Source organism: Streptomyces sp. NPDC000404, assembly GCF_040300365.1.
Taxonomy (GTDB): Bacteria; Actinomycetota; Actinomycetes; order Streptomycetales; family Streptomycetaceae; genus Streptomyces; species Streptomyces ramulosus.
Genome location: NZ_JBEPDN010000001.1, coordinates 1 through 20,667 on the forward strand (window position 1 = coordinate 1; position 20,667 = coordinate 20,667).

Annotated in this window: 20 protein-coding genes and 1 rRNA gene; 8 read left to right on the plus strand and 13 right to left on the minus strand. The window is 71.5% G+C overall.

Annotation, left to right across the window (positions count from 1 at the left end):
* Positions 1-84: ribosomal RNA gene (locus ABT345_RS00005) — 16S ribosomal RNA — on the minus strand; the annotation flags it as partial.
* Between the two features lie 736 nt (positions 85-820).
* Positions 821-1,471: a DNA-3-methyladenine glycosylase gene (locus tag ABT345_RS00010; RefSeq protein WP_345082589.1), complete on the minus strand. Its 651-nt coding sequence runs from the start codon at positions 1,469-1,471 to the stop codon at positions 821-823.
* Between the two features lie 165 nt (positions 1,472-1,636).
* Between ABT345_RS00010 and ABT345_RS00015 the strand changes: the two genes are divergently transcribed.
* The 3 genes from ABT345_RS00015 to ABT345_RS00025 all read left to right on the plus strand — a co-directional run bounded on the left by ABT345_RS00015 (position 1,637) and on the right by ABT345_RS00025 (position 3,972).
* The gene (locus tag ABT345_RS00015) at positions 1,637-2,419 is read left to right on the plus strand and encodes a sporulation protein (protein ID WP_345082592.1); all 783 of its coding nucleotides are present in this window, start codon (positions 1,637-1,639) and stop codon (positions 2,417-2,419) included.
* 42 nt (positions 2,420-2,461) lie between these two features.
* Positions 2,462-3,001 (plus strand): YbhB/YbcL family Raf kinase inhibitor-like protein, encoded by a 540-nt coding sequence (locus ABT345_RS00020; RefSeq protein ID WP_345082595.1) that lies wholly within the window; start codon positions 2,462-2,464, stop codon positions 2,999-3,001.
* A gap of 467 nt (positions 3,002-3,468) precedes the next feature.
* Positions 3,469-3,972, plus strand: a complete 504-nt coding sequence (locus ABT345_RS00025; RefSeq protein WP_345082598.1) for an HNH endonuclease — start codon at positions 3,469-3,471, stop codon at positions 3,970-3,972.
* A 49-nt stretch (positions 3,973-4,021) separates the two neighbouring features.
* On the opposite strand, the gene ABT345_RS00030 is transcribed toward ABT345_RS00025, so the two are convergent.
* The 4 genes from ABT345_RS00030 to ABT345_RS00045 form a co-directional block, all read right to left on the minus strand.
* Complete coding sequence (locus tag ABT345_RS00030; protein WP_345082600.1) at positions 4,022-4,786, minus strand: sulfite exporter TauE/SafE family protein; 765 nt, start codon at positions 4,784-4,786, stop codon at positions 4,022-4,024.
* A 102-nt stretch (positions 4,787-4,888) separates the two neighbouring features.
* Positions 4,889-5,824, minus strand: a complete 936-nt coding sequence (locus ABT345_RS00035; protein ID WP_030289488.1) for an SPFH domain-containing protein — start codon at positions 5,822-5,824, stop codon at positions 4,889-4,891.
* A 121-nt stretch (positions 5,825-5,945) separates the two neighbouring features.
* Positions 5,946-6,356 (minus strand): NfeD family protein, encoded by a 411-nt coding sequence (locus tag ABT345_RS00040; protein WP_345085010.1) that lies wholly within the window; start codon positions 6,354-6,356, stop codon positions 5,946-5,948.
* 60 nt (positions 6,357-6,416) lie between these two features.
* A complete protein-coding gene (locus tag ABT345_RS00045; protein ID WP_345082605.1) occupies positions 6,417-7,211 on the minus strand; it encodes an ABC transporter ATP-binding protein in 795 nt (264 codons plus the stop codon).
* Between the two features lie 108 nt (positions 7,212-7,319).
* Between ABT345_RS00045 and ABT345_RS00050 the strand changes: the two genes are divergently transcribed.
* Positions 7,320-8,132 (plus strand): Rv1486c family protein, encoded by an 813-nt coding sequence (locus ABT345_RS00050; protein WP_345082608.1) that lies wholly within the window; start codon positions 7,320-7,322, stop codon positions 8,130-8,132.
* A 95-nt stretch (positions 8,133-8,227) separates the two neighbouring features.
* Here the strand turns inward: ABT345_RS00050 and ABT345_RS00055 are convergent, their stop codons facing one another.
* Together ABT345_RS00055 and ABT345_RS00060 are read right to left on the minus strand one after the other, a co-directional pair.
* Positions 8,228-8,857 (minus strand): response regulator, encoded by a 630-nt coding sequence (locus ABT345_RS00055; RefSeq protein WP_345085013.1) that lies wholly within the window; start codon positions 8,855-8,857, stop codon positions 8,228-8,230.
* A 124-nt stretch (positions 8,858-8,981) separates the two neighbouring features.
* Positions 8,982-10,127, minus strand: a complete 1,146-nt coding sequence (locus tag ABT345_RS00060; protein ID WP_345082611.1) for a GAF domain-containing sensor histidine kinase — start codon at positions 10,125-10,127, stop codon at positions 8,982-8,984.
* A 266-nt stretch (positions 10,128-10,393) separates the two neighbouring features.
* Here ABT345_RS00060 and ABT345_RS00065 point away from each other — a divergent pair, with 266 nt between their 5' ends.
* Positions 10,394-11,095, plus strand: coding sequence for a nitroreductase family protein (locus ABT345_RS00065; protein WP_345082613.1), 702 nt, complete (start codon positions 10,394-10,396; stop codon positions 11,093-11,095).
* 327 nt (positions 11,096-11,422) lie between these two features.
* The gene (locus tag ABT345_RS00070; protein WP_345082615.1) at positions 11,423-12,157 is read left to right on the plus strand and encodes a transglycosylase SLT domain-containing protein; all 735 of its coding nucleotides are present in this window, start codon (positions 11,423-11,425) and stop codon (positions 12,155-12,157) included.
* 79 nt (positions 12,158-12,236) lie between these two features.
* Here ABT345_RS00070 and ABT345_RS00075 read toward each other — a convergent pair whose 3' ends face one another.
* On the minus strand, positions 12,237-14,804 hold the full coding sequence (locus ABT345_RS00075) for an ABC transporter ATP-binding protein/permease (protein WP_345082618.1): 2,568 nt from the start codon (positions 14,802-14,804) through the stop codon (positions 12,237-12,239).
* A gap of 435 nt (positions 14,805-15,239) precedes the next feature.
* Between ABT345_RS00075 and serB the strand changes: the two genes are divergently transcribed.
* On the plus strand, positions 15,240-16,481 hold the full coding sequence (serB, locus tag ABT345_RS00080; RefSeq protein WP_345082621.1) for a phosphoserine phosphatase SerB: 1,242 nt from the start codon (positions 15,240-15,242) through the stop codon (positions 16,479-16,481).
* Between the two features lie 553 nt (positions 16,482-17,034).
* Here serB and ABT345_RS00085 read toward each other — a convergent pair.
* The 4 genes from ABT345_RS00085 to ABT345_RS00100 all read right to left on the minus strand — a co-directional run bounded on the left by ABT345_RS00085 (position 17,035) and on the right by ABT345_RS00100 (position 19,776).
* A complete protein-coding gene (locus tag ABT345_RS00085) occupies positions 17,035-17,553 on the minus strand; it encodes a SixA phosphatase family protein (RefSeq protein ID WP_345082624.1) in 519 nt (172 codons plus the stop codon).
* Positions 17,554-17,637: 84 nt separating this feature from the next.
* On the minus strand, positions 17,638-17,862 hold the full coding sequence (locus tag ABT345_RS00090; protein WP_345082627.1) for a hypothetical protein: 225 nt from the start codon (positions 17,860-17,862) through the stop codon (positions 17,638-17,640).
* A 482-nt stretch (positions 17,863-18,344) separates the two neighbouring features.
* On the minus strand, positions 18,345-18,461 hold the full coding sequence (locus ABT345_RS00095; RefSeq protein WP_345082630.1) for an SGM_5486 family transporter-associated protein: 117 nt from the start codon (positions 18,459-18,461) through the stop codon (positions 18,345-18,347).
* 16 nt (positions 18,462-18,477) lie between these two features.
* The gene (locus tag ABT345_RS00100; RefSeq protein WP_345082634.1) at positions 18,478-19,776 is read right to left on the minus strand and encodes a CynX/NimT family MFS transporter; all 1,299 of its coding nucleotides are present in this window, start codon (positions 19,774-19,776) and stop codon (positions 18,478-18,480) included.
* A 132-nt stretch (positions 19,777-19,908) separates the two neighbouring features.
* Here ABT345_RS00100 and ABT345_RS00105 point away from each other — a divergent pair, with 132 nt between their 5' ends.
* Complete coding sequence (locus ABT345_RS00105) at positions 19,909-20,604, plus strand: FadR/GntR family transcriptional regulator (protein ID WP_345082636.1); 696 nt, start codon at positions 19,909-19,911, stop codon at positions 20,602-20,604.
* Positions 20,605-20,667: the final 63 nt, after the last annotated feature.

A 20,667-nucleotide genomic window follows, 5' to 3' on the forward strand; every position in this document is an offset into this window, starting at 1 on the left:
ACCGAAGCGGCTTCATCGTTCGACTTGCATGTGTTAAGCACGCCGCCAGCGTTCGTCCTGAGCCAGGATCAAACTCTCCGTGAATGTTTCCCGGTACTCCGGGTCAACACACACGGGAGCGGAACCGAGAGAGGAATAGTCCCTCGGTTCACAGCGTCCTCGCTGTGTGTGCCACCGTCACCCGTGGGTGCGGTGGGCTTTCAAAGGAACCTCGTCCCAGCGTGATGCTGGAGACGGGGTATCAACATATCTGGCGTTGACTTTTGGCACGCTGTTGAGTTCTCAAGGAACGGACGCTTCCTTTGTGCCTGTTTCACCAGGCTCTCCGGGCGCTTCCCTTCGGTCTTGCGTTTCCGACTCTATCAGATCCTTTCGGTTCTGATTTTCGCCGGCGCGGTCCGGCCTTTCGGCTTTTCCGCGGTTCCAACCTTACCAGATCCGCTGGGCGTTTCCGGCCCCCTGTTGGAGCGGGGTTTGCCGTCTGGCTTTCGCTTTCCGGCTTTTCCGACTCTATCAGATCCGATTCTCGCCGTTTCCGGCCCGAATTCGCTTCCGATTACCCGTCGGAGGGGTTTGCCTCGGGCTGCTTACTTTCGTTTGCGGCGCCTTGGCGAGTCGCTACTTTAGCGGAATTCCCGGTTGACTCATAATTGAGCAACGCGGTCGAATTTCGGCAATGCGAAAGTGGCCCCGTTAGGGAGAATCCAGCCTGAGTAGTGGTGGTGCCGCCGTCCGGCTGCGCAGATAGCGCTGCCCATCTCCAGCGGCTCGGGCCACGTTAGACGTTCCGGTGCCCCGAGTCAAGGAGCTGCGGTGTGCGTCACGTAGCCCTGGCGGGGCGGCGGCGCGGTACGTGCGGGCGGTAGCGGCTGACCGTCGGCTCGCCCTCGATCCAGTAGCGCCACGGATGGGCCGCGCCGTCACCTCCTACCCCGGTGCGGGGGCCGCTCCGTACCAGCTCGGGGGCGGGCGGACGGCCGTGGAGGACGGAGAGGGGGGCGCCGGGGCCGGTGCAGAGGTCGGTGCCGTCGAGGGTGCGGTCGATGTCGAGGGCGGTGGCGAGGCGGGCCGGGCCCTGGGCCAGTTCGTGGGGACGGCGGGCCTTGGGGCGGCGGGCTCGGGCCAGCTCGGTGCCGGTGAGGATCTCGCCGGCGCGTACCAGGACTCCGCTCGCGTGGTCCTCGGGGCCGCAGACGAAATTCAGGCTGAACCACATGCCGTAGATGAAATAGACGTAGGCATGGCCGGGCGGGCCGAACATCGAGGCGTTGCGCGGGGTGCGGCCGCGGTACGCGTGGGAGCCGGGGTCGCGTTCGCCGGCGTATGCCTCCACCTCGGTGAGGCGCAGTTCGATCGGGCCGTCCGGGGTGGTGCGCACGAGGGTGCGGCCGAGGAGATCGGGGGCGACCTCCAGGACGGGACGGTCGAAGAAGGCATGCGTGAGCGGCATACGTTCCGGTACGTCGGTCATGTGCGCCGAGAGTAGTGCAGTGGGGAGGGGGTCGGCGCGGTGCGGATGGGCGCCCTTGGGAGGCTAGGGCGGGGGAACCGGCTGCCGCCGGTTTCCGTTGACAGCAGGCGAGCCGTGATCGCGGCTGCCGGAGTGAGGTCAGGCGTCGGCCTGGGGAGGACGGACATGGGGTTCAAGAAGCTGCTGGCGAGCTTGGGGGCCGGAGGCGCGTCGGTGGAGACGGTTCTCTTCGAGGAGAACGTCGTGCCCGGTGGCGTCGTTCAGGGTGAGGTGCGGATCCAGGGCGGGTCGGTGGCCCAGGACATCCAGGGGCTGTCGGTCGGATTGCAGGCGCGCGTCGAGGTGGAGAGCGGCGAGGAGGAGGTCAAGCGCAACGTCCAGTTCACTTCGGTGCAGCTCGGCGGGGCGTTCCAGGTGCAGGCGGGTGCGGCGCACACCGTTCCGTTCGGGCTGGAGATTCCCTGGGAGACGCCGATCACCACGTTCCTCGGGCAGCATCTGCGCGGGATGAGCGTGGGGGTGACGACGGAGCTGGCCATCGCGCGGGCGGTGGACTCCGGGGACCTCGATCCGGTGAACGTGCACCCGATTCCGGCGCAGCAGGCGATCCTGGACGCGTTCGGGCAGCTCGGTTTCCGCTTCAAGGCGGCGGATCTGGAGCAGGGGCACATCCGGGGGACGCGGCAGCAGCTGCCCTTCTATCAGGAGATCGAGTTCTCCGCGCCGCAGCAGTACCGCGGGCTCAACGAGGTCGAGCTGTCGTTCGTCGCCGACGACCGGGAGATGGACGTGGTGCTGGAGATGGACAAGAAGGGCGGGCTGATCAGCGACGGGTCGGACACGTACCGGTCGTTCACGGTGGGGCTGCACGACTTCCAGCAGACCGATTGGGCGGGGTATCTGAACCACTGGCTGGCCGAGGTCGGCGGGAAGCGGAACTGGCTCTAACCTGGCCCGACAGGTGTCAGCAAGCGACCAGGAGGTGTCGAGGTGTCCGAGCTGAAGCGGCGGCCGCTCCCGCACGATTTCCACCCGCAGGTACCGGAGTTCACGGTGGCGAGCGACGAGGTGGCGCCGGGCGGGACGCTGGGTTCCGCGCAGGTGTACGCCGAGGGCAACCGCTCGCCGCAGCTGCGGTGGGAGGGTGCGCCCGCGGGGACGAAGAGTTACGCCGTCACCTGCTTCGATCCGGATGCGCCGACCGGCAGCGGTTTCTGGCACTGGTCGGTGTTCGACATCCCGGCGTCGGTGACGGAGCTGCCGGCGGGTGCCGGGTCCGGGGCGATGCCGGGGCTGCCCGAGGGCGCGGTCCACGTCCGTAACGACTACGGGACGCGGGACTTCGGCGGTGCCGCGCCGCCGCCCGGGGACGGTCCGCACCGGTACGTCTTCACGGTGTACGCCGTCGACCAGGAGAAGCTCGGTCCCGACGGCGATGCGTCGCCCGCGGTGGTCGGTTTCAATCTGCGGTTCCACACGCTCGGGCGGGCCCAGTTGGTGGCCGAGTACGAGGTGCCCGCGGAGGGCTGAGCCCGTAATTGCGTTGCGCCCCGGTGTTCCTCGCACGCAGGGTGGTTTCGGTCGGCGGCTCGTTCGGGCCGCCGGGCAGCCGGTACCGCCACGCGGGAGCACCGGGGCGCAGGTGTGTCGCCCCCGCTCGCCGGGGGCCGGGCGCGTGGTGCGCCCGGTCGCCTCGCCGGTCGCCGTACGCTCCGGATCCGGGTGGTACACGGGGGTGGGATCCGGGGCGCACTCCCCCTTTTCCCTTCGCTCTCCTTGCGGGCCCTGTGCCGGGGCCGTTTCCGGGATGTCGTACGTCCTGGTCGCCCGTGGTGTTCCGGGCCTTTCGCGCACCCGGGCGGGTCGCCTTCCCTTCCCTCGCCGATTACCCGTCATTTCCCTTGTGGCATGGGGAAATTGCGTTGTGGCGGGAAATGCTTCCCCTGCACAGTGGAGCCACTTCGCCGCGGGGGCGAACGGTCCGGGAGGTGGGCGGGATGCGCGAGACGCTGGTGCTCAACGCGAGCTTCGAGCCGCTGTCGACGGTGACGTCGCGTCGGGCCGTGGTGCTGGTGATGCAGGAGAAGGCCGTCGTCGAGCACGCGCATCCGGGGCTGCGGATCCGGGCGGCTTCGGTGGAGATGCCGGTGCCGCAGGTGATCCGGCTCAGCCGGTACGTACGGGTGCCGTTCCGAAGATGGGCGCCGTGGTCGCGGCGGGGCGTGCTGGTGCGGGATCAGCACCGGTGCGCGTACTGCGGGCGGCGGGCGACGACCGTCGATCACGTCGTACCGCGGTCGCACGGGGGTGGCGACACGTGGCTGAATACCGTCGCTTCCTGTGCCGAGGACAACCACCGGAAGGCGGACCGTACGCCGGAGCAGGCCGGGATGCGGCTGTTGCGGCGGCCGTTCGAGCCGACGCCCGCGGAGGCGATGCTGTCGGCGCTCGGGGTGTCCGTCCGGGAGGAGTTGCCGGGATGGGCGTCGCCTGCGGCGTGACGTCCGGGCGGGGGTGGGCATCGTCCGGCTCTTCCGCGGGACGGCTGCCTCAGCGGACGAGTTGGACGATGGCCGCCACGCCGACGAGGACAATGACGGCGCGCAGGACGGCGGGCGGCAGCCGGCGGCCGATGGTCGCGCCGATGCGGCCGCCGAGGGCCGCGCCGGTGGCGAGGAGGGCGACTGCCGTCCAGTCGAAGCGGGCGATGAAGAGGAAGAGCACCGCGGCGACGGCGTTGACGAGCAGCGTGAGGACGTTCTTGAGGGCGTTGAGCCGCTGCAGGCTCTCGTCGAGCGCCAGGCCCGTCATGGAAAGGTAGAGGACGCCTTGGGCGGCGCCGAAGTAGCCGCCGTAGGCGCTCGCCAGCAGCAGTCCGGTGAAGAGGACGGGGCCGCCGTGGCGGCGGGGTGCGGTGCCGTTGCGGGACCGGCGGGCGCGAAGGGCCCGGGCGAGGCGGGGCTGGATGACGACGAGGACGAGCGCGACGCCGACGAGGACGGGGACGATCGCGTCGAAGGCGTCGGACGGCAGGGCGACGAGCAGGGCCGCGCCGGTGGCGCCGCCGAGGAGGGCGGCGGTGCCGAAGAGGAGGAGGCGGGGGCGCTGGCCGGTCAGTTCGCGGCGGTAGCCGATGGCGCCGCTGAGCGAACCGGGCACCAGGCCGAGGGAGTTGGAGACGTTCGCGGTGACGGGCGGGAGTCCGACGGCCAGCAGCACCGGGAAGGTGATGAGGGTGCCGGAGCCGACGACGGTGTTGATGGTCCCGGCGCCGAGGCCCGCGGCGAGGACGGCGAGTGCTTCCCAGGTGGTCACGCGATCCCCCGTGGTCGTCCGGTGCGGATGCGTCCGATCATGCAACAGGGGGTGCCTCGCCGGTCGGTGTGACCGGCGGGACACCCCCTGAGGGCAGAGGCGTCAGTCGATGGGCGGTGCCTGGCGGGGCGTGGGGGTCTTGACGAGCGGGTCCTTGCCGCCGCCGGGGGTGAAGTTGCCGAGGGCGCCGCCGAGGCCCTTGAGGGCGTCGCCGATCTCGCTGGGCACGATCCAGAGCTTGTTGGCGTCGCCTTCGGCGATCTTCGGGAGCATCTGGAGGTACTGGTACGACAGCAGCTTCTGGTCCGGGTCGCCGGCGTGGATGGACTCGAAGACCGTACGGATCGCCTGGGCCTCGCCCTCGGCGCGGAGCGCGGCGGCCTTGGCCTCACCCTCGGCACGGAGGATGGCGGACTGCTTCTCGCCCTCGGCGGTGAGGATCTGGGACTGGCGGGTGCCCTCGGCCTGGAGGATGGCCGCGCGCTTGTCACGGTCGGCGCGCATCTGCTTCTCCATCGAGTCCTGGATGGAGGTCGGCGGCTCGATGGCCTTCAGTTCGACGCGGTTGACACGGATGCCCCACTTGCCGGTGGCCTCGTCGAGGACGCCGCGCAGCGCCGCGTTGATCTCCTCACGGGAGGTGAGGGTGCGCTCCAGGTCCATGCCGCCGATGATGTTGCGGAGCGTGGTGACGGTGAGCTGCTCGATCGCCTGGATGTAGCTGGCGACTTCGTAGGTCGCGGCGCGGGCGTCGGTGACCTGGTAGTAGATGACGGTGTCGATGTTGACGACGAGGTTGTCCTGGGTGATCACCGGCTGCGGCGGGAACGGCACGACCTGTTCGCGGAGGTCGATGCGGTTGCGGATCGAGTCGATGAACGGGACGACGATGTTGAGGCCCGCGTTGAGGGTGCGGGTGTAGCGGCCGAAGCGCTCGACGATGGCGGCGCTCGCCTGGGGAATGACCTGGATCGTCTTGATGAGTGCGATGAACACGAGCACCACCAGGATGATCAGGACGATGATGATCGGTGCCACTGCGACTCCCGTGCCCTTCGTCTGGTCCTCCGGCCGTGGCCGGCTTGGGTGTTGATCGAGTCTTTCAGACTCGTGGTGCGTCGTCAGCGCGTTCCGGTCAGATGACCACAACGCTTTCCGGTCAGATCACCACGGCGGTGGCGCCTTCGATCTCCACGACGTCGACCTGGGATCCCGGTTCGTAGGCACGGTCGCCGTCGAGGGCGCGGGCCGACCAGATCTCGCCGCCGAGCTTGATGCGGCCGCCGGCGCCGTCGACGCGTTCCAGGACGGTGGCGCTCTTTCCCTTGAGGGCGTCGATGCCGGAGGCGAGGACGGGCCGCTGGGTGCGGTGGCGGTTGGCGAGGGGGCGGACGACCGCGACGAGCGCGACGGAGACCGCGGCGAAGACGAGGAACTGTATGACGGTGCCGCCACCGAGCGCTGCGGTGACGGCACTTGCGACGGCGCCGACCGCGAACATCCCGAACTCGGGCATCGCGGTCACGACGAGCGGAATTCCCAGCCCCACGGCGGCGATCAGCCACCACACCCATGCGTCCACCGCTTCATGGTAGGGCGGGGGCGCTGCGCGGGAACAGGGCGTAAAGCGTCAGGAAAGGGGCAGTCCCTGGGCGGTCCAGCGGTCGCTGCCGTTCCGCTCGACGATCAAGGGGAGACCGAAGCAGCGGGAGAGGTTGGCGGAGGTGAGTTCGAGGTCGAGGGGGCCGGCGGCGAGGACCTTGCCCTGACGGATCATCAGGACGTGGGTGAAGCCGGGGGCGATCTCCTCGACGTGGTGGGTGACCATCACCATCGAGGGGGCGTACGGGTCGCGGGCGAGGCGGCCCAGGCGGCGGACGAGGTCCTCGCGGCCACCGAGGTCGAGGCCGGCGGCGGGCTCGTCGAGGAGGAGCAGCTCGGGGTCGGTCATCATGGCGCGCGCGATGAGGGTGCGCTTGCGCTCGCCCTCGGAGAGGGTGCCGAACTTCCGGTCGAGGTACTCGGTCATGCCGAGGCGGTCGAGGAAGGCGCGGGCGCGCTGCTCGTCGATGTCCTCGTAGTTCTCCTGCCAGTGGGCGGTCATGCCGTAGGCGGCGGTGAGAACGGTCTGCAGGACGGTCTGGCTGCGGGGGAGCTTCTCGGCGAGGGCGATACCGGCGATGCCGATGCGCGGGCGGAGGTCGAAGACGTCGACCTTGCCGAGGCGTTCGCCGAGGATGGTGGCGCTGCCCTGGGTGGGGAAGAGGTAGCTGGAGGCGAGGTTGAGCAGGGTGGTCTTGCCGGCGCCGTTGGGGCCGAGGATGACCCAGCGCTCACCCTCCTTCACCGACCAGGAGACCTGGTCCACCAGAGCCCGCCCTTCGCGGACCACGGATACGTCCACCAGCTCCAGCACATCGCTCATGAGTGCCCTGTCTCCCATTGCTTCTCGGTCGTCACGTGCGCCTGTGGGCGCCTCCCCCGTGCAAACCTACGCCACTCGATGTCAGTGCCGTTCCCTAGGCTGGGGGCCATGCTCGATGAACCTCGTTCGGGACGGCTGGCGGCATGGGGAAATGCCCTTTTGGCCGGACTTGTCTCGCTTGATGATGCCGCGGAGCGGATCGCGGACGACGACGCCGTGCACCGGGTGCGGGGCCTGCCGGGCGAGGCCGCGCCGGTGGGGCTGACGCTGGCGCTCGGCCGCCTGCGGGCGATGGGCGCGGTGGGGCTGCGGGTCGCGCTGCCCGCGCCGGGGCATCCCCTGGGGCTGAGCGGGCCGCCCGAGTTCAACGCCCGGGCGCTGGACGCCGGGGAGGCGGTGCTGGCCACGGGTGCCGGGGTCGGGCTGATCCCGGAGATACACCGGGCGGGGCCGGACGGCGGCTCCGGGCCGGATGTGCATGTCGAGGTGGTGTGGGAGTGCCTGCCGGTACGGGAGGCGCCGCCGGCCGACGTGCCGTCGCTGGGCGAGGCGGAGCGGGAGCTGGCGGAGGCGCTGCGGGAGGCGACCGAGGCGCTGACGCGGCTGGACGTGGCCGGTTCCGGGCCGGTGGCGCAGGCCGCGCTGGCGGCGTACCGGGCGCGGGCCGAGGCCGGACGGCAGGTGCTGGCGCCCGGTTATCCGCCGCGTGCGGTGCGGGTGCTGGAGCTGGCGCAGCGGGTGGGGGCGCTGCTCGCCATCGCGCGGGGCGCGGGCGGGGACGGCCGGGAGCACGGCGGCGCGGTCAGCTCCTCGGAGATCGCGGCCCGCACGGAGGCGCTGCGTCCGGTGGAGCGTACGGCCCGGCGGGCGCAGGTCGCGGCGTACAACGCGGCGGTGGAGGAGCGGGAGCGGCGGGGGTGAGGGCCGGTCCGGGCCGGGGTGCGCGGTGGCCCCGGCCCGGACAGGATCCGCGTACCGGACCGGTCCCCCGTACCGGGCCGGCCGCCGCGGGCGAGTCAGGCGCCGATGCCGTGGCGGACGGCCCAGAGGGCGGCCTGGGTGCGGTCGGCGAGGTCCAGCTTCATGAGGATGTTGGAGACATGGGTCTTGACGGTCTTCTCGGACAGGACGAGTGCGCGGGCGATCTCGCGGTTGGAGCGGCCGTCGGCGATCAGGCCGAGCACCTCGCTCTCCCGCTCGGTGAGCGTGGTGCCGCGTCCCTGCCCGCCGCCCCCCTCGTCCTGGGTGAGGAGGGCGCCGGCCACCTCCGGCTGGAGCAGCACGTGCCCGGCGTGGACGGAGCGGATGGCGCCGGCCAGCGCCTCCGGGTCGATGTCCTTGTAGACATAGCCGGCGGCCCCGGCGCGCAGGGCGGGGACGACGGTGCGCTGTTCGGTGAAGCTGGTGACGATCAGCACCCGGGCGGGGTTGGCCAGTTCGCGCAGGGTGCGCAGCGCCTCGATGCCGTCCGTGCCGGGCATTTTGACGTCCATCAGCACGACGTCGGGGCGCAGCCGTTCGGCGGCGGCGATGCCTTCGGTGCCGTCGGCTGCCTCGCCCACGACCTCGATGTCGTCCTGGATCTCCAGGAACGTCCGCAGACCGCGGCGGACCACCTGGTGGTCGTCGACCAGCAGCACCCGGATGGTGCCGGTGCCGCCCGCGGGGTCCGTGGCGGCCTCGGCGGCGGGCGCGGGGGCGCCGCCCGGGGGGACGCTGCGCGGCGCGCGGCCGTCGGCCCGCTCGTCTCGGTTGCCGGTTCCGGCGTTCTCAGCCACCGGGCACCTCCATCTCTACAGCGGTGCCCTGGCCGGGCTCCGATTTCACGGTGAGCATGCCGCCGACGCCGTTGGCGCGGTCGCGCATCGACACCAGGCCCAGGTGACGGCCGGCCGTCCGGACCGCGCCGGGGTCGAAGCCGCAGCCGTCGTCGGCGACGCGGAGCAGTGCGCCCTGCCCGTGCCGGGTGAGGGTGACCTCGACGTGCCCGGCGCCACTGTGCCGCAGCGCGTTGTGCAGCGCCTCCTGGGCGACGCGCAGCAGCGCCTCCTCCTGGGAGGAGGGCAGGGCGCGGACGCCCTGGGCGTCGAAGGTGACGCGGGCGCTGTGGGCGCGGTCGAGGACCTGGGCCTGTGAGCGGAGGGTGGCGACCAGGCCGTCCTCGTCGAGGGCGGCGGGCCGCAGCTCGACCACGGCGGCGCGCAGCTCGTCGGCCGCCTCGGCGGCCAGCGCGGCGACCTGGTGCAGCTCGCACTTGGCCCGGTCCGGGTCGCGGTCGACGAGCGCGGTGGCCGCCTGGGCGGTGAGCCGGAGCGAGAAGAGCTTCTGGGCGACGGCGTCGTGCAGTTCGTGGGCGAGGCGGGCGCGCTCCCCCGCGATGGTCAGCTCGCGGCTGCGTTCGTAGAGGCGGGCGTTGGTGAGGGCGATGGCGGCGTGCTGGGCGAGGATGCCCAGGAGGCGTTCGTCCTCGGCGGTGAAACCGCAGCCGCCGGCCGGTTTGGGGCAGCGCTTGTTGGCGAGGAAGAGTGCGCCGAGGATCTCGTCGCCGTCGGCGACCGGCAGGCCCAGGAAGTCGGACATGTCGGGGTGGGCGGCGGGCCAGCCGCCGAAGCGGGGGTCCTGGCGGACGTCGGCGAGGCGCTCGGGGGTGGCGTGGTGGAGCATCGCGGCGAGGATGCCGTGCTGGCGGGGCAGCGGGCCGATGGCCTTCCACTGCTCCTCGCTGACGCCGTCGACCACGAACTGCGCGAAGCCGCCGTGATCGTCGGGCACGCCGAGGGCGGCGTATTCGGCGTCGAGCAGTTCCCGGGCCGAGGCGACGATCGTCTTGAGGACGTCCCGCACCTCCAGATGCCGGCTCATCGCGAGGATCGCGCTGCTCACCGCGGGGATTCCGGCTCCCGGTCCGTTGGTCATACGTTTCACCGTACCGGCGCCCGGCGAGGGGTGTATCGGTCCGCCGCCGCGCCGGTCCTCGGTCTGCGGACCTAGGACGAGCCATCACCATTTCCGGCGTAACGGTCATTTTTCGCACTCGAGGCAAATAGCTTCTAGTCCCCTATATAGGGGCACTGTGTGCACACCCCCTCCAACACCTCTCCCCCGAGGTGCGGATCGCGCCGAAGTCGGCGGATTCGGCGGTCCGCGCCCCGGTGGGACGCGCCGGGTTCCAGACTCGGCGCATGACAGAAGCGACGAGGACCTGGACCCCGACCCACGGCGACCCCTACCGAGGCGTTCCCTACCGCCCCGCGCGGATACCGGCGGCGGAGTCGCTCGCCCGCGCGGCGGAGCTGCGGGAGCGGATGGACGGCAGGCGGACCGTGCGGCAGTTCTCCACCGACCCGGTGCCCGAGCAGGTCGTACGGGACGCCATCGCCTGCGCGGCGACCGCGCCGTCCGGGGCGCATCAGCAGCCGTGGACGTTCGTGCTGGTCAAGGACGCCGAGGTGCGGCGGCGGATCCGGGCGGCCGCGGAAGAGGAGGAGCGCGTCTCGTACGGCGGGCGGCTGGGCGAGGAGTGGCTGGCCGCGCTGCGCCCGCTGGGGACGGACGAGGTCAAGCCCCATCTGACCGATGCGCCGTATCTGATCGTGGTGTTCCAGCAGCGGCACTGGCTGGGCGAGGACGGCAGCAAGCGCAAGCACTACTACGTCGACGAGTCGGTGGGGATCGCGGTCGGGATGCTGCTGTCCGCGCTGCATCTGTCGGGGCTGGCGGCGCTGGTGCACACGCCGAGCCCGATGCGGTTCCTGCAGGAGGTTCTGGGGCGGCCGGCCAACGAGAAGGCGTTCGCCGTGATCCCCGTGGGCTACCCCGCCGATAAGTGCGAAGTGCCGGATTTGATCCGAAAGTCCCTTGACCAGGTCCTGGTCGAGGTCTGAGGCACATTCGCCTCATACGTTCTGTGCAACTGCGATCACACCCGGCGAGGCAAACCTTGTCCGGGTGTGACGCCACCCATAGGGCACAGGTCACCTACGACCGGCTTTAGTCGCCCGACAGACCTTCATGAGCTGGGGTTCTTTCCCGGGGGACGCAGGAGTCGGCACCCCGGTTCCACTATTCCCGGTCGTATGTCACCTCGTTGCCCGGCGAATTTACGGCCGCTAAGAATGGCTCCCGTCGCTCGGCGCCGCGGTCCCCACCCGGCGTTCTCCGCCACCAACGGCTCCCTGCGACGTCCCCCTTTTCGGAAGGTCTACTTCGCCATGCCCAAGCACGCCCTTTTCGGCCTTGACCGCCTGACGCGGACCCACAAGCTCTCTGCCGCCGGCATCGCCGCGGCCGGCGCCGCCGCCCTCGCCTTCACCGTCGTACCGGGCGCGGAGGCCGGGCAGAGCACCGGACAGGCCACGGCCGCCCACGTCCAGCCGGTCGCCTTCAGCAGCACCGTCGGCACCGCGGCGCAGACCCAGCAGGCCACCATCGCCAAGCAGGCGGACGCCTCCGCCAAGGCCGGCAAGGCCGAGGCCGCCGCCAAGGCGAAGGCTGCCGCGAAGGCGAAGGCCGAGGCCGCCGCGAAGGCGAAGGCCGCCAAGGAGCGCGCCGCGCAGCAGACCGCCAGCCGGTCCACCGACCGCGCCGCGCTGCCCGTCGCCGCGAAGACCCCGGTCAAGACCTACGCGGACAACCTCGACGGCTGGATCCGCCAGTCGCTCGACATCATGGCCGCCAAGGGCATCCCCGGCTCGTACGACGGCATCCACCGCAACATCATCCGGGAGTCCGCGGGCAACCCGATGGCCATCAACAACTGGGACATCAACGCCATCAACGGCGTGCCCTCCAAGGGCCTGCTCCAGGTGATCGCCCCGACCTTCCAGGCGTACCACGTCGACGGCACCTCCTGGGACATCTACGACCCGGTCGCCAACATCACCGCCGCCTGCAACTACGCGGCCGACAAGTACGGCTCGATGGACAACGTCAACTCCGCCTACTGAGCGGACCGCGTCCGAACGCCGAGGGGCGGCACCCGATCACGGGTGCCGCCCCTCGGCGGTGTGCGCTACGGGCGCCGGGTCACTTGCGCATGACCTCCGGCTCGTGGCGGCGCAGCAGGCGGGCCACGACGAAGGCGAGGGCGACGCCGAGCGTGATCAGGATGATCATGTCCATCGTGTAGACGCTCGCCTGGTGCTGCCACAGCGGATCGGGGTTGGCGGGCGTCCCCTTGGCCAGGTTGGCGGGCTCCCACGGCAGCAGGCGGTTCATGTCGGCGGTCGCGCCCATCGCGGCGACGGCCCAGCGCGACGGCATCAGCCAGGAGAACTGCGCGACGCCGATCGTGTCGAACAGCTGGAAGAGCACGCCGGTGAAGACGACCTGGACGATGGCGAACATGACCAGCAGCGGCATGGTCTTCTCGGCGGTCTTGACCAGCGCGGAGATGATCAGGCCGAACATCATCGAGGTGAAGCCGAGCGCGATGATCGCCAGCGTCATCTCGACGCCCGGCATGTTGCGGAAGATCACGCCCTCGGCGGGCATCGTCCGCGTGGAGAAGCCGATCGCCGAGATGATCACGCCCTGGAAGGCGGTGGCCACGCCCAGGACGATCACCTTGGACATCAGATACGCCGACCGCGACAGGCCGGTGGCCCGTTCGCGCTCGTAGATGACCCGCTCCTTGATCAGCTCACGTACGGAGTTGGCGGCGCCGGAGAAGCACATGCCGACCGCGAGGATCAGCATGATCGTGGAGGCGTCGCGGTTCGCGCCGTGCCGGTTCTCCGGCCCGTACCCGAAGCCGTAGTCGCTGGGGATCAGCATCGAGACGATGCCGAGGACCGCGGGCAGCGCCAGCATCAGGACCAGGAAGCCGCGGTCGGAGGCGAGCACCGAGACATAGCGGCGCATCAGCGTCCACAGCTGGGAGCCCCAGCTCTGCGACTTCTGCATCCGGGCGGGCGGCGACTGGATCTGCACCGACTGCGGGGCGACCGCATCGATGTCCGCCGCGTACATCTGGTAGTGCGGGGAACCGCGCCAGCGGCCCATCCAGTCGTAGTCGCGGTAGTTCTCGAACGCCGAGAAGACGTCGGCCCAGGTGTCGTACTGGAAGAAGTTCAGCGCCTCCTCGGGCGGGCCGAAGTAGGCGACGCCGCCGCCCGGCGCCATGACCAGCAGCTTGTCGCAGATGCCCAGCTCGGCGACGGAGTGCGTGACGACCAGGACGGTACGGCCGTCGTCGGCGAGGCCGCGCAGCAGCTGCATGACGTCGCGGTCCATGCCCGGGTCGAGGCCGGAGGTCGGCTCGTCGAGGAAGATCAGCGACGGCTTGGTCAGCAGCTCCAGGGCGACCGAGACGCGCTTGCGCTGACCACCGGAGAGCGAGGTGACCTTCTTGTCCCGGTGCACATGGAGCTTCAGCTCGTGCAGCACCTCGTCGATCCGCGCCTCGCGCTCGGCCTCCGCGGTGTCACCGGGGAAGCGGAGCTTGGCGGCGTAGCGCAGCGCCTTCTGGACGGTCAGCTCCTTGTGGAGGATGTCGTCCTGCGGGACCAGACCGATGCGCTGGCGCAGCTCGGCGAACTGCTTGTAGAGGTTCCGGTTGTCGTAGAGGACGTCGCCCTCGTTGGCGGGGCGGTAGCCGGTGAGCGCCTTGAGGAGCGTCGACTTGCCGGAGCCGGACGGGCCGATGACGGCGATCAGCGACTTCTCCGGGACGCCGAACGAGACGTCCTTGAGGATCTGCTTGCCGCCGTCGACGGTGACCGTGAGGTGGCGGGCCGAGAAGGAGACGTCGCCGGTGTCGACGAACTCCTCCAGCCGGTCGCCGACCAGGCGGAACGTGGAGTGGCCGACGCCGATGATGTCGTTCGGGCCGATGCTGGCGGTGCCCGACTTGGGGACCGGCTGACCGTTGACGTAGGTGCCGTTGTGGCTGCCGAGGTCACGGATCTCGAAGCGGCCGTCGGGGGTGGCGTGGAATTCCGCGTGGTGGCGGGAGACCTGGAGGTCCGAGACGACCAGCTCGTTCTCCAGCGCACGGCCGATGCGCATCACCCGGTCGAGTTCCAGGCGGTGGAACGTGGTGGGGTTGCGGTCGCCCTGCGACTGCTGACGGGCGGCGCCCGCCTGCGGGGCGGGCCGCTGCGGCGGCTGCCGGTCCTGCTGCGGCGGGACGTAGGCGCCGCCGGCGCCGGCGGGCGGCTGGTGGCCCTGCGCAGCGGGCGGCTGCTGCTGGGCGGCGGGCGGCTGCTGCCAGCCCTGCGCGGCGGCCTGCTGCGGCGCCGCGGCGGGCGCGGCGTAGCCGCCGGCGCCCTGGGCGGCGGCGGGTGCGGCGGCGCCCGACAGGGTGATCCGCGGGCCGTCGGTGGCATTGCCCAGGTGGACGGCCGAACCGGCACCTATCTCCGTCTGCTGGATCCGCTGACCCTGGACATAGGTGCCGTTGGTGCTGCCCTGGTCTTCGATGACCCAGCTGTGTCCGGCCCACCGCACGACGGCGTGACGCCAGGAGACCCTGGCGTCGTCGAGCACCATGTCGCCCTGCGGATCACGGCCCACGGTGTAGGACCGGGACGGATCGAGGGTCCAGGTCCTACCGTTCAATTCCAGTACGAGTTCAGGCACTCCACGCCCCATTACATAGTCCCCCGAGTGACGCCCTGTATGGGAATCCAGGGATGGCGAACATCGTGGGGAACTATTTCAGGCTCGGCCCGCCTACCGGAAACCGGGACGCGGGGCCGGCACGGACCGCGTACGCGATCTCCGTACGAGCGCCCGGACGGCACCCGTCAAACCACACGGGAGCGGCGAAACCGTGCACCGCAACCGGCCTCGGAGCGCCCTGTTCCAGCCGCCCGGAGGGTCCGGAACGAGCCGGACAGGGGTGCGGACACGAGTCCATAACGATCATCCGCGGGGCGGTTCCGGGGCCGTCCGGACGGGGTCGGGGAGCCGGTTGAACGGCTGGTCGCCGCGGGGCCGGGAGCGTGAACGGGGCGCCGGGCACGGCGGTCCGCACCACGGACAGGTGTACGGGCGAACGCGCCGGGCGGTTACCGTAAAGGCACCATGAGCGCATCGCAGACCCCGCCTGCCACCGCCGTACCGGGCGATGACGTACCGACCCTCCTCGTGAAGATCTTCGGGAAGGACCGGCCCGGCATCACCGCAGGTCTCTTCGACACCCTCGCCGCCTACTCCGTCGACGTCGTCGACATCGAACAGGTCGTGACCCGTGGCCGCATAGTGCTGTGCGCACTGATCACGGCGCCCGCCACCGGGGCCGAAGGGGCCTCCGAGGGCGGCCTGCGGGCCACCGTCCACAGCTGGGCCGATTCGCTGAACCTCCAGGCCGAGATCATCTCCGGCCGGGGCGACAACCGTCCGCGCGGCACCGGCCGCTCCCACATCACCGTGCTGGGCCATCCGCTGACCGCCGAGTGCACCGCCGCGATCACCGCCGCCATAACGTCCTGCGGCGGCAACATCGACCGGATCTTCCGGCTCGCCAAGTACCCGGTGACGGCCGTGGAGTTCGCGGTGTCCGGCGCCGCCACGGACGCCCTGCGCTCCGTGCTGGCGCCGGAGGCGGCCCTCCTCGGCGTCGATGTCGCCGTGGTGTCGGCGGGGCTCCAGCGCCGGGCGCAGCGGCTGGTCGTCATGGACGTCGACTCGACGCTGATCCAGGACGAGGTCATCGAGCTGTTCGCGGCGCACGCCGGATGCGAGGCGGAGGTCGCCGAGGTCACCGCGCAGGCGATGCGCGGCGAGCTGGACTTCGAGCAGTCGCTGCACGCCCGCGTCGCACTGCTGGCCGGCCTCGACGCGTCCGTCGTGGAGGCGGTACGCAAGGAGGTCCGGCTCACGCCGGGCGCCCGCACCCTCGTGCGCACCCTCAAGCGGCTCGGCTACCAGGTCGGCGTCGTCTCCGGCGGATTCACGCAGGTCACCGACGCGCTCCAGGAGGAGCTGGGGCTGGACTTCGCCGCCGCCAACACCCTGGAGATCGCGGACGGGAAGTTCACCGGCAAGGTGACCGGCGAGATCGTGGACCGGGCCGGGAAGGCACGGCTGCTGCGCAGCTTCGCGCAGCAGGCCGGGGTACCGCTGGCGCAGACCGTCGCCATCGGTGACGGCGCCAATGACCTGGACATGCTCAACACGGCGGGCCTCGGCGTCGCCTTCAACGCCAAGCCGGTCGTCCGCGAGGCGGCCCACACGGCCGTGAACGTGCCGTTCCTCGACACCGTGCTCTACCTGCTGGGGATCACCCGCGAAGAGGTGGAGGCGGCGGAGACGCATGTGGAGTGAGGGGTAGGGCGGGGCTTGGGGCTTCAGAGCTTGAGGGGCTTTAGGGGCTTTAGGGGCTTAGGGGCTTTCCGGTTGTCTGCTTGGGGGCTGCTCCCGCTCGGGGGCTGCTCCCGCTCGGGGGCCGCTTGCCGCTTGGGGGCCGTTTGGGGCCCGCCCGCTCTGCGCTGGGGCTGCTTGGGGCCCGTGCTGCTTTCCACTTGGAGGCTGCTGGGGGGCTTTCTCGCCCGCTTGCCGCTTGGGGGGCCTCCCCCTCCCCCCGCCCTCCCCTCCCTCCCCCCAAGTGGGTCAGGTCGTCGGCGCCGGTGGTACGTAGGGCCGACGACCTGGCCATATGCGCTTCTCGGGCGCGCAGCCCGTACTTCTCTCAGGCACCACTCCCGTGGAAGCTCTGCCCCGCCACTCCCGCGGAAGCTCTGGCGCGGTTGCACCCGCCAGGCCCAGTGACCGTGCCGCACCCGTAGGGGCTCAGCAACGGTTGCTCCCGCAGCGGCTCAGCACCCGTTGCTCCCCCAGCGGCAAGGCCTGGCTCCCGCAGGTCAGGGCCCCGCGGAGGTCACTCGTGGGGCGGCCAGTACGCGGTGAGGCGTCCCACGCCGTGCTCGACGGACTTCCAGGAACCGTTGAACTCGATGACGGCCATCGCCGACGTCGGGAACCCGCCGCGGTTCATGCGCGCCAGCAGGTCTCCTTCCGCCTCGCCCGCCAGCGCATCGGCGAGGGCGTGCACTCCCGGGTTGTGGCCGACCACGAGCAAGTCGGCCACCTCGTCGGAGGTCTCGTTGAGCACCGCGATCAGTTCGCCGAGCGATGCCTCGTAGAGCCGCTCGTCGTACACGGTCTTGGGGCGTTGGGGCAGCTCGCCGACGAAGAGCTTCCAGGTCTCACGGGTGCGGGCGGCGGTTGAGCAGAGAGTGAGGTCGGGGGTGATACCGGCTCCGGCCAGCCGTCGTCCGGCTGCCGGGGCGTCCTTCCGGCCACGGTCGGCGAGCGGGCGCTCATGGTCGCTCTCTTGTGTCCATTCGGCTTTTGCGTGTCGGAGGAGGACGATCCGGCGAGGTGTATCGGCGCTCATGCGTCCCAGCTTCGCATGAAAGGCGGCGCGGGGCGCGGGGTGTTGGGAGGCTCCCTCCGGGGTGTGACGGCGGTCCGCAGCGGGTCAGGCGGAGAGGGCGCGGGCCGCTATCTCCAGCAGGCGCGTCACCGCGGTGGGTGCCGGTGCGGCGGAGGTCGCCGGCAGGGCGAGCAGGGACACGAAGGTGGCGACGGGGAGTACCAGCGCCCACCACGGCAGCTGTCTGCGCACGGCCCCGGTGCGCGGCGCGGGCCGGACGGCGTCGTGCCGGGACACGGGGCCGGCGGTGCGGCGGGACGCGGTGGACATGGTCGCCTCCGTGACGGATCGAAGCGCGCCGCGGGTGGCGGTGCGTGACCGCGGGGTGCGGTGTTCTTCGAAGGTACGGGGGGACGGGCGGGCGTTCCTATCCGGGAAAGCCCCCACTGATCCCTGAGGATGATCCCCTAGGGGATCTCGTTCTCCGGCGGGCCGGCTCCTCGTCCGCGGACGGGCACCGACCGATCCGGACCGGATGGACCGGACCGGACAAGCCGAGGCCAGGGCCGGGACTCGTCCACCGGCGTTCGGGTGAGCGAGCCACACACCCGCCACGCCGAGCCGCACGCCCCGCCACGCCCCGCCACCGTGTCCAAGCCCGGCCCCGAACACAGCGGCGCGAGCAGCACGACGCGAGCAGAAAACCGCGGCCCGGCATCCGCGCAGGCACCGGCCCGCACGCACACTCAGGCACACCCGCAGGCCCGGCCCGACCGCACGCCAAGGCACATCCGCGGGCCGCGCCCGTTCCGTCAGTTGGCGGCGATGCTGGCCACGATGGCGATGACGGCGGTCACGGCGAGCATCACGCCGAGGACGGTGAGCAGCTTCTTCTGGCCGCCCTGGGGATTGGGTTCGAGTACAGGCATGGGGTCAGTGTCGCACTCAGGTCTCGTCCTCGATGCGGCGGTCCCGTCCGGCGAGCACGCCGACCGCGATCTGCGGCACCATCAGGCCGGCCATCAGCGCGATCGGGAGGCCCCAGCCGCCGCTGTGCTGGTAGAGGGCGCCGACGAGGAGGGGGCCGGGGATGGAGATGAGGTAGCCGACGCACTGGGCGAAGGCGGAGAGCTTGACGACGCCGGCGGCGCTGGTGGCGCGCATCCCGATCATGGTGAGGGCCAGCGGGAAGGCGCAGTTGGAGATGCCCATGAGGAGGGCCCAGAGCCAGGCGCCGGAGGCGGGGGCGAGCCAGAGGCCGGTGTATCCGGCGAGTCCGCAGAGGCCGAGGCCCGCGGCGAGCGGTCCCTGGTGGCGCATCCGGGTGGCGAGGCGCGGCAGGACGAAGGAGAGCGGCACGCCGAGGGCCATGGTGACGGCGAGCAGCAGGCCCGCGGTGCCGGCGGAGACCCCGGCGTCGCGGAAGATCTGCGGCATCCAGCCCATGGTGATGTAGGCGGCGGTGGCCTGGAGGCCGAAGAAGACGGCCAGGGACCAGGCGGTCGGGGAGGCGGCGATGCGGATCGGCCGGTCCTCGGTGCGGGTGGCGTCGCCGGGTGCGGGGGTGGTGGCGCGGCGGCGCAGGACCAGGGCCCACGGCACCACCGCGGCGACGGCGAGTGCGGCCCAGACGGCGAGGCCGGGTCGCCAGCCGCCGACCGCGGCGGTCAGGGGGACGGCCGTGGCGGCGGCGAGGGAGGTGCCGAGGGCCAGGGCCATGGAGTAGATGCCGGTCATCGGGCCGACGCGGTCGGGGAACCAGCTCTTGATGACGACGGGCAGGAGGACGTTGCTGACCGCGATGCCGGCGAGGGCGAGGGCGCTGGCGGTGAGGAAGCCGGCGGTGGTGCCGGTGAAGGGACGTACGGCGACGCCGACGGCGATGGCGGCCATGCCGGCGCAGACGACGGCGCCGGGGCCCAGTCGCCTGGCCAGGCGGGGGGCGGCGATGCCGAAGGCGGCGAAGCAGAGCGCGGGGACGGAGGTGAGGAGTCCGGCGACGGTGCCGCTCATGCCGAGGCCTGCGCGGACCTCTTCCATGAGGGCGCCGAGGCTGGTGATGGCGGGGCGGAGGTTGAGGGCGGCGAGGACGAGTCCGGCGATGACGACGCCGTTGAGCCAGCGGGGTGCGGCGGCCGGTGCGGGGCGGTCGTCGTCGGTGGTGGGGGCGGGGGCCGGTGCGGGGGCGCCGTCCGGGGCGGGGCGGGTGGCGGCGCGGAGTGTCGCCAGGTCGTCGTCTGCCATGGCCACATCATAGAATCATAGGATGATTGCCTGTCCAGTCGCCGGCAGTCGCCCCTCCCCGGGCATCCCGCCCGGCACGGCCCCGGTGGCGCCGCCCGCCGCCGTCCCCTCCTCGCACCCCGGAGCGCAGCCATGCCCCTGACCTCCCCCCGCCGCTCCGCGCTGGCGGATCAGGTGATCGCGCAGTTGCGTGCCCAGATCACCTCGGGCGAATGGCCCGTCGGCGCACGCATCCCCACCGAACCGGAGCTGGTCGAGCAGCTCGGGGTGGCCCGCAACACCGTGCGGGAGGCCGTACGGGCGCTGGCGCACAACGGGCTGCTGGACATCCGGCAGGGTTCCGGCACGTTCGTGGTGGCCACCAGTGAGCTGGCCGGGGTGATGAATCGCCGGTTCGCCGACGCCGACCCCGGGCACGTCGCCGAGGTGCGCAGCGCGCTGGAGGCGTCGGCGGCGCGGCTGGCCGCCCGCCATCGCACCGCGCACGATCTGCGGCAGCTCGATGCGCTGCTGGAACGCCGGGAGCGGGCCTGGGAGTCGGGGGCGGCGGACGCGTTCGTCGAGGCGGACGCGACGCTGCACATGGCGGTGGTGGCCGCCTCGCACAACGACGTACTGGCCGAGATCTACGCCGACCTCGGCGGTGTGCTGCGCGACTTCCTGCGTGCGGACGTCGGTGCGGAGCTGCGCCCCGAGTCCCGCATGGACCATGCGCGGCTGGTCGCGGCGATCCGGGCGGGCGACGCCGAGCGGGCCGCCGCCGAGGCGAGCGCCCTGCCGTTCGGCTGCCGGGCGGCGTGCGGGGCACCGGCCGAAACCGCCCCGTGAACGCCGCCTGCCCGCCCCGGCGGACCGGAACGGGCAGGAGGCTCGGCGCGCACCGACGGCTGA

Coding starts and splice junctions, on each gene's coding strand:
- ABT345_RS00075 (WP_345082618.1), bottom strand. CDS start 14,804: ATGGGGCGTGGAGTGCCTGAACTCGTACTGGAATTGAACGGTAGGACC.
- ABT345_RS00060 (WP_345082611.1), bottom strand. CDS start 10,127: ATGACCAACGGACCGGGAGCCGGAATCCCCGCGGTGAGCAGCGCGATC.
- ABT345_RS00045 (WP_345082605.1), bottom strand. CDS start 7,211: ATGAGCGATGTGCTGGAGCTGGTGGACGTATCCGTGGTCCGCGAAGGG.
- ABT345_RS00025 (WP_345082598.1), top strand. CDS start 3,469: ATGCGCGAGACGCTGGTGCTCAACGCGAGCTTCGAGCCGCTGTCGACG.
- ABT345_RS00085 (WP_345082624.1), bottom strand. CDS start 17,553: ATGAGCGCCGATACACCTCGCCGGATCGTCCTCCTCCGACACGCAAAA.
- ABT345_RS00065 (WP_345082613.1), top strand. CDS start 10,394: ATGACAGAAGCGACGAGGACCTGGACCCCGACCCACGGCGACCCCTAC.
- ABT345_RS00010 (WP_345082589.1), bottom strand. CDS start 1,471: ATGACCGACGTACCGGAACGTATGCCGCTCACGCATGCCTTCTTCGAC.
- ABT345_RS00050 (WP_345082608.1), top strand. CDS start 7,320: ATGCTCGATGAACCTCGTTCGGGACGGCTGGCGGCATGGGGAAATGCC.
- ABT345_RS00095 (WP_345082630.1), bottom strand. CDS start 18,461: ATGCCTGTACTCGAACCCAATCCCCAGGGCGGCCAGAAGAAGCTGCTC.
- ABT345_RS00100 (WP_345082634.1), bottom strand. CDS start 19,776: ATGGCAGACGACGACCTGGCGACACTCCGCGCCGCCACCCGCCCCGCC.
- ABT345_RS00090 (WP_345082627.1), bottom strand. CDS start 17,862: ATGTCCACCGCGTCCCGCCGCACCGCCGGCCCCGTGTCCCGGCACGAC.
- ABT345_RS00105 (WP_345082636.1), top strand. CDS start 19,909: ATGCCCCTGACCTCCCCCCGCCGCTCCGCGCTGGCGGATCAGGTGATC.
- ABT345_RS00070 (WP_345082615.1), top strand. CDS start 11,423: ATGCCCAAGCACGCCCTTTTCGGCCTTGACCGCCTGACGCGGACCCAC.
- ABT345_RS00015 (WP_345082592.1), top strand. CDS start 1,637: ATGGGGTTCAAGAAGCTGCTGGCGAGCTTGGGGGCCGGAGGCGCGTCG.
- serB (WP_345082621.1), top strand. CDS start 15,240: ATGAGCGCATCGCAGACCCCGCCTGCCACCGCCGTACCGGGCGATGAC.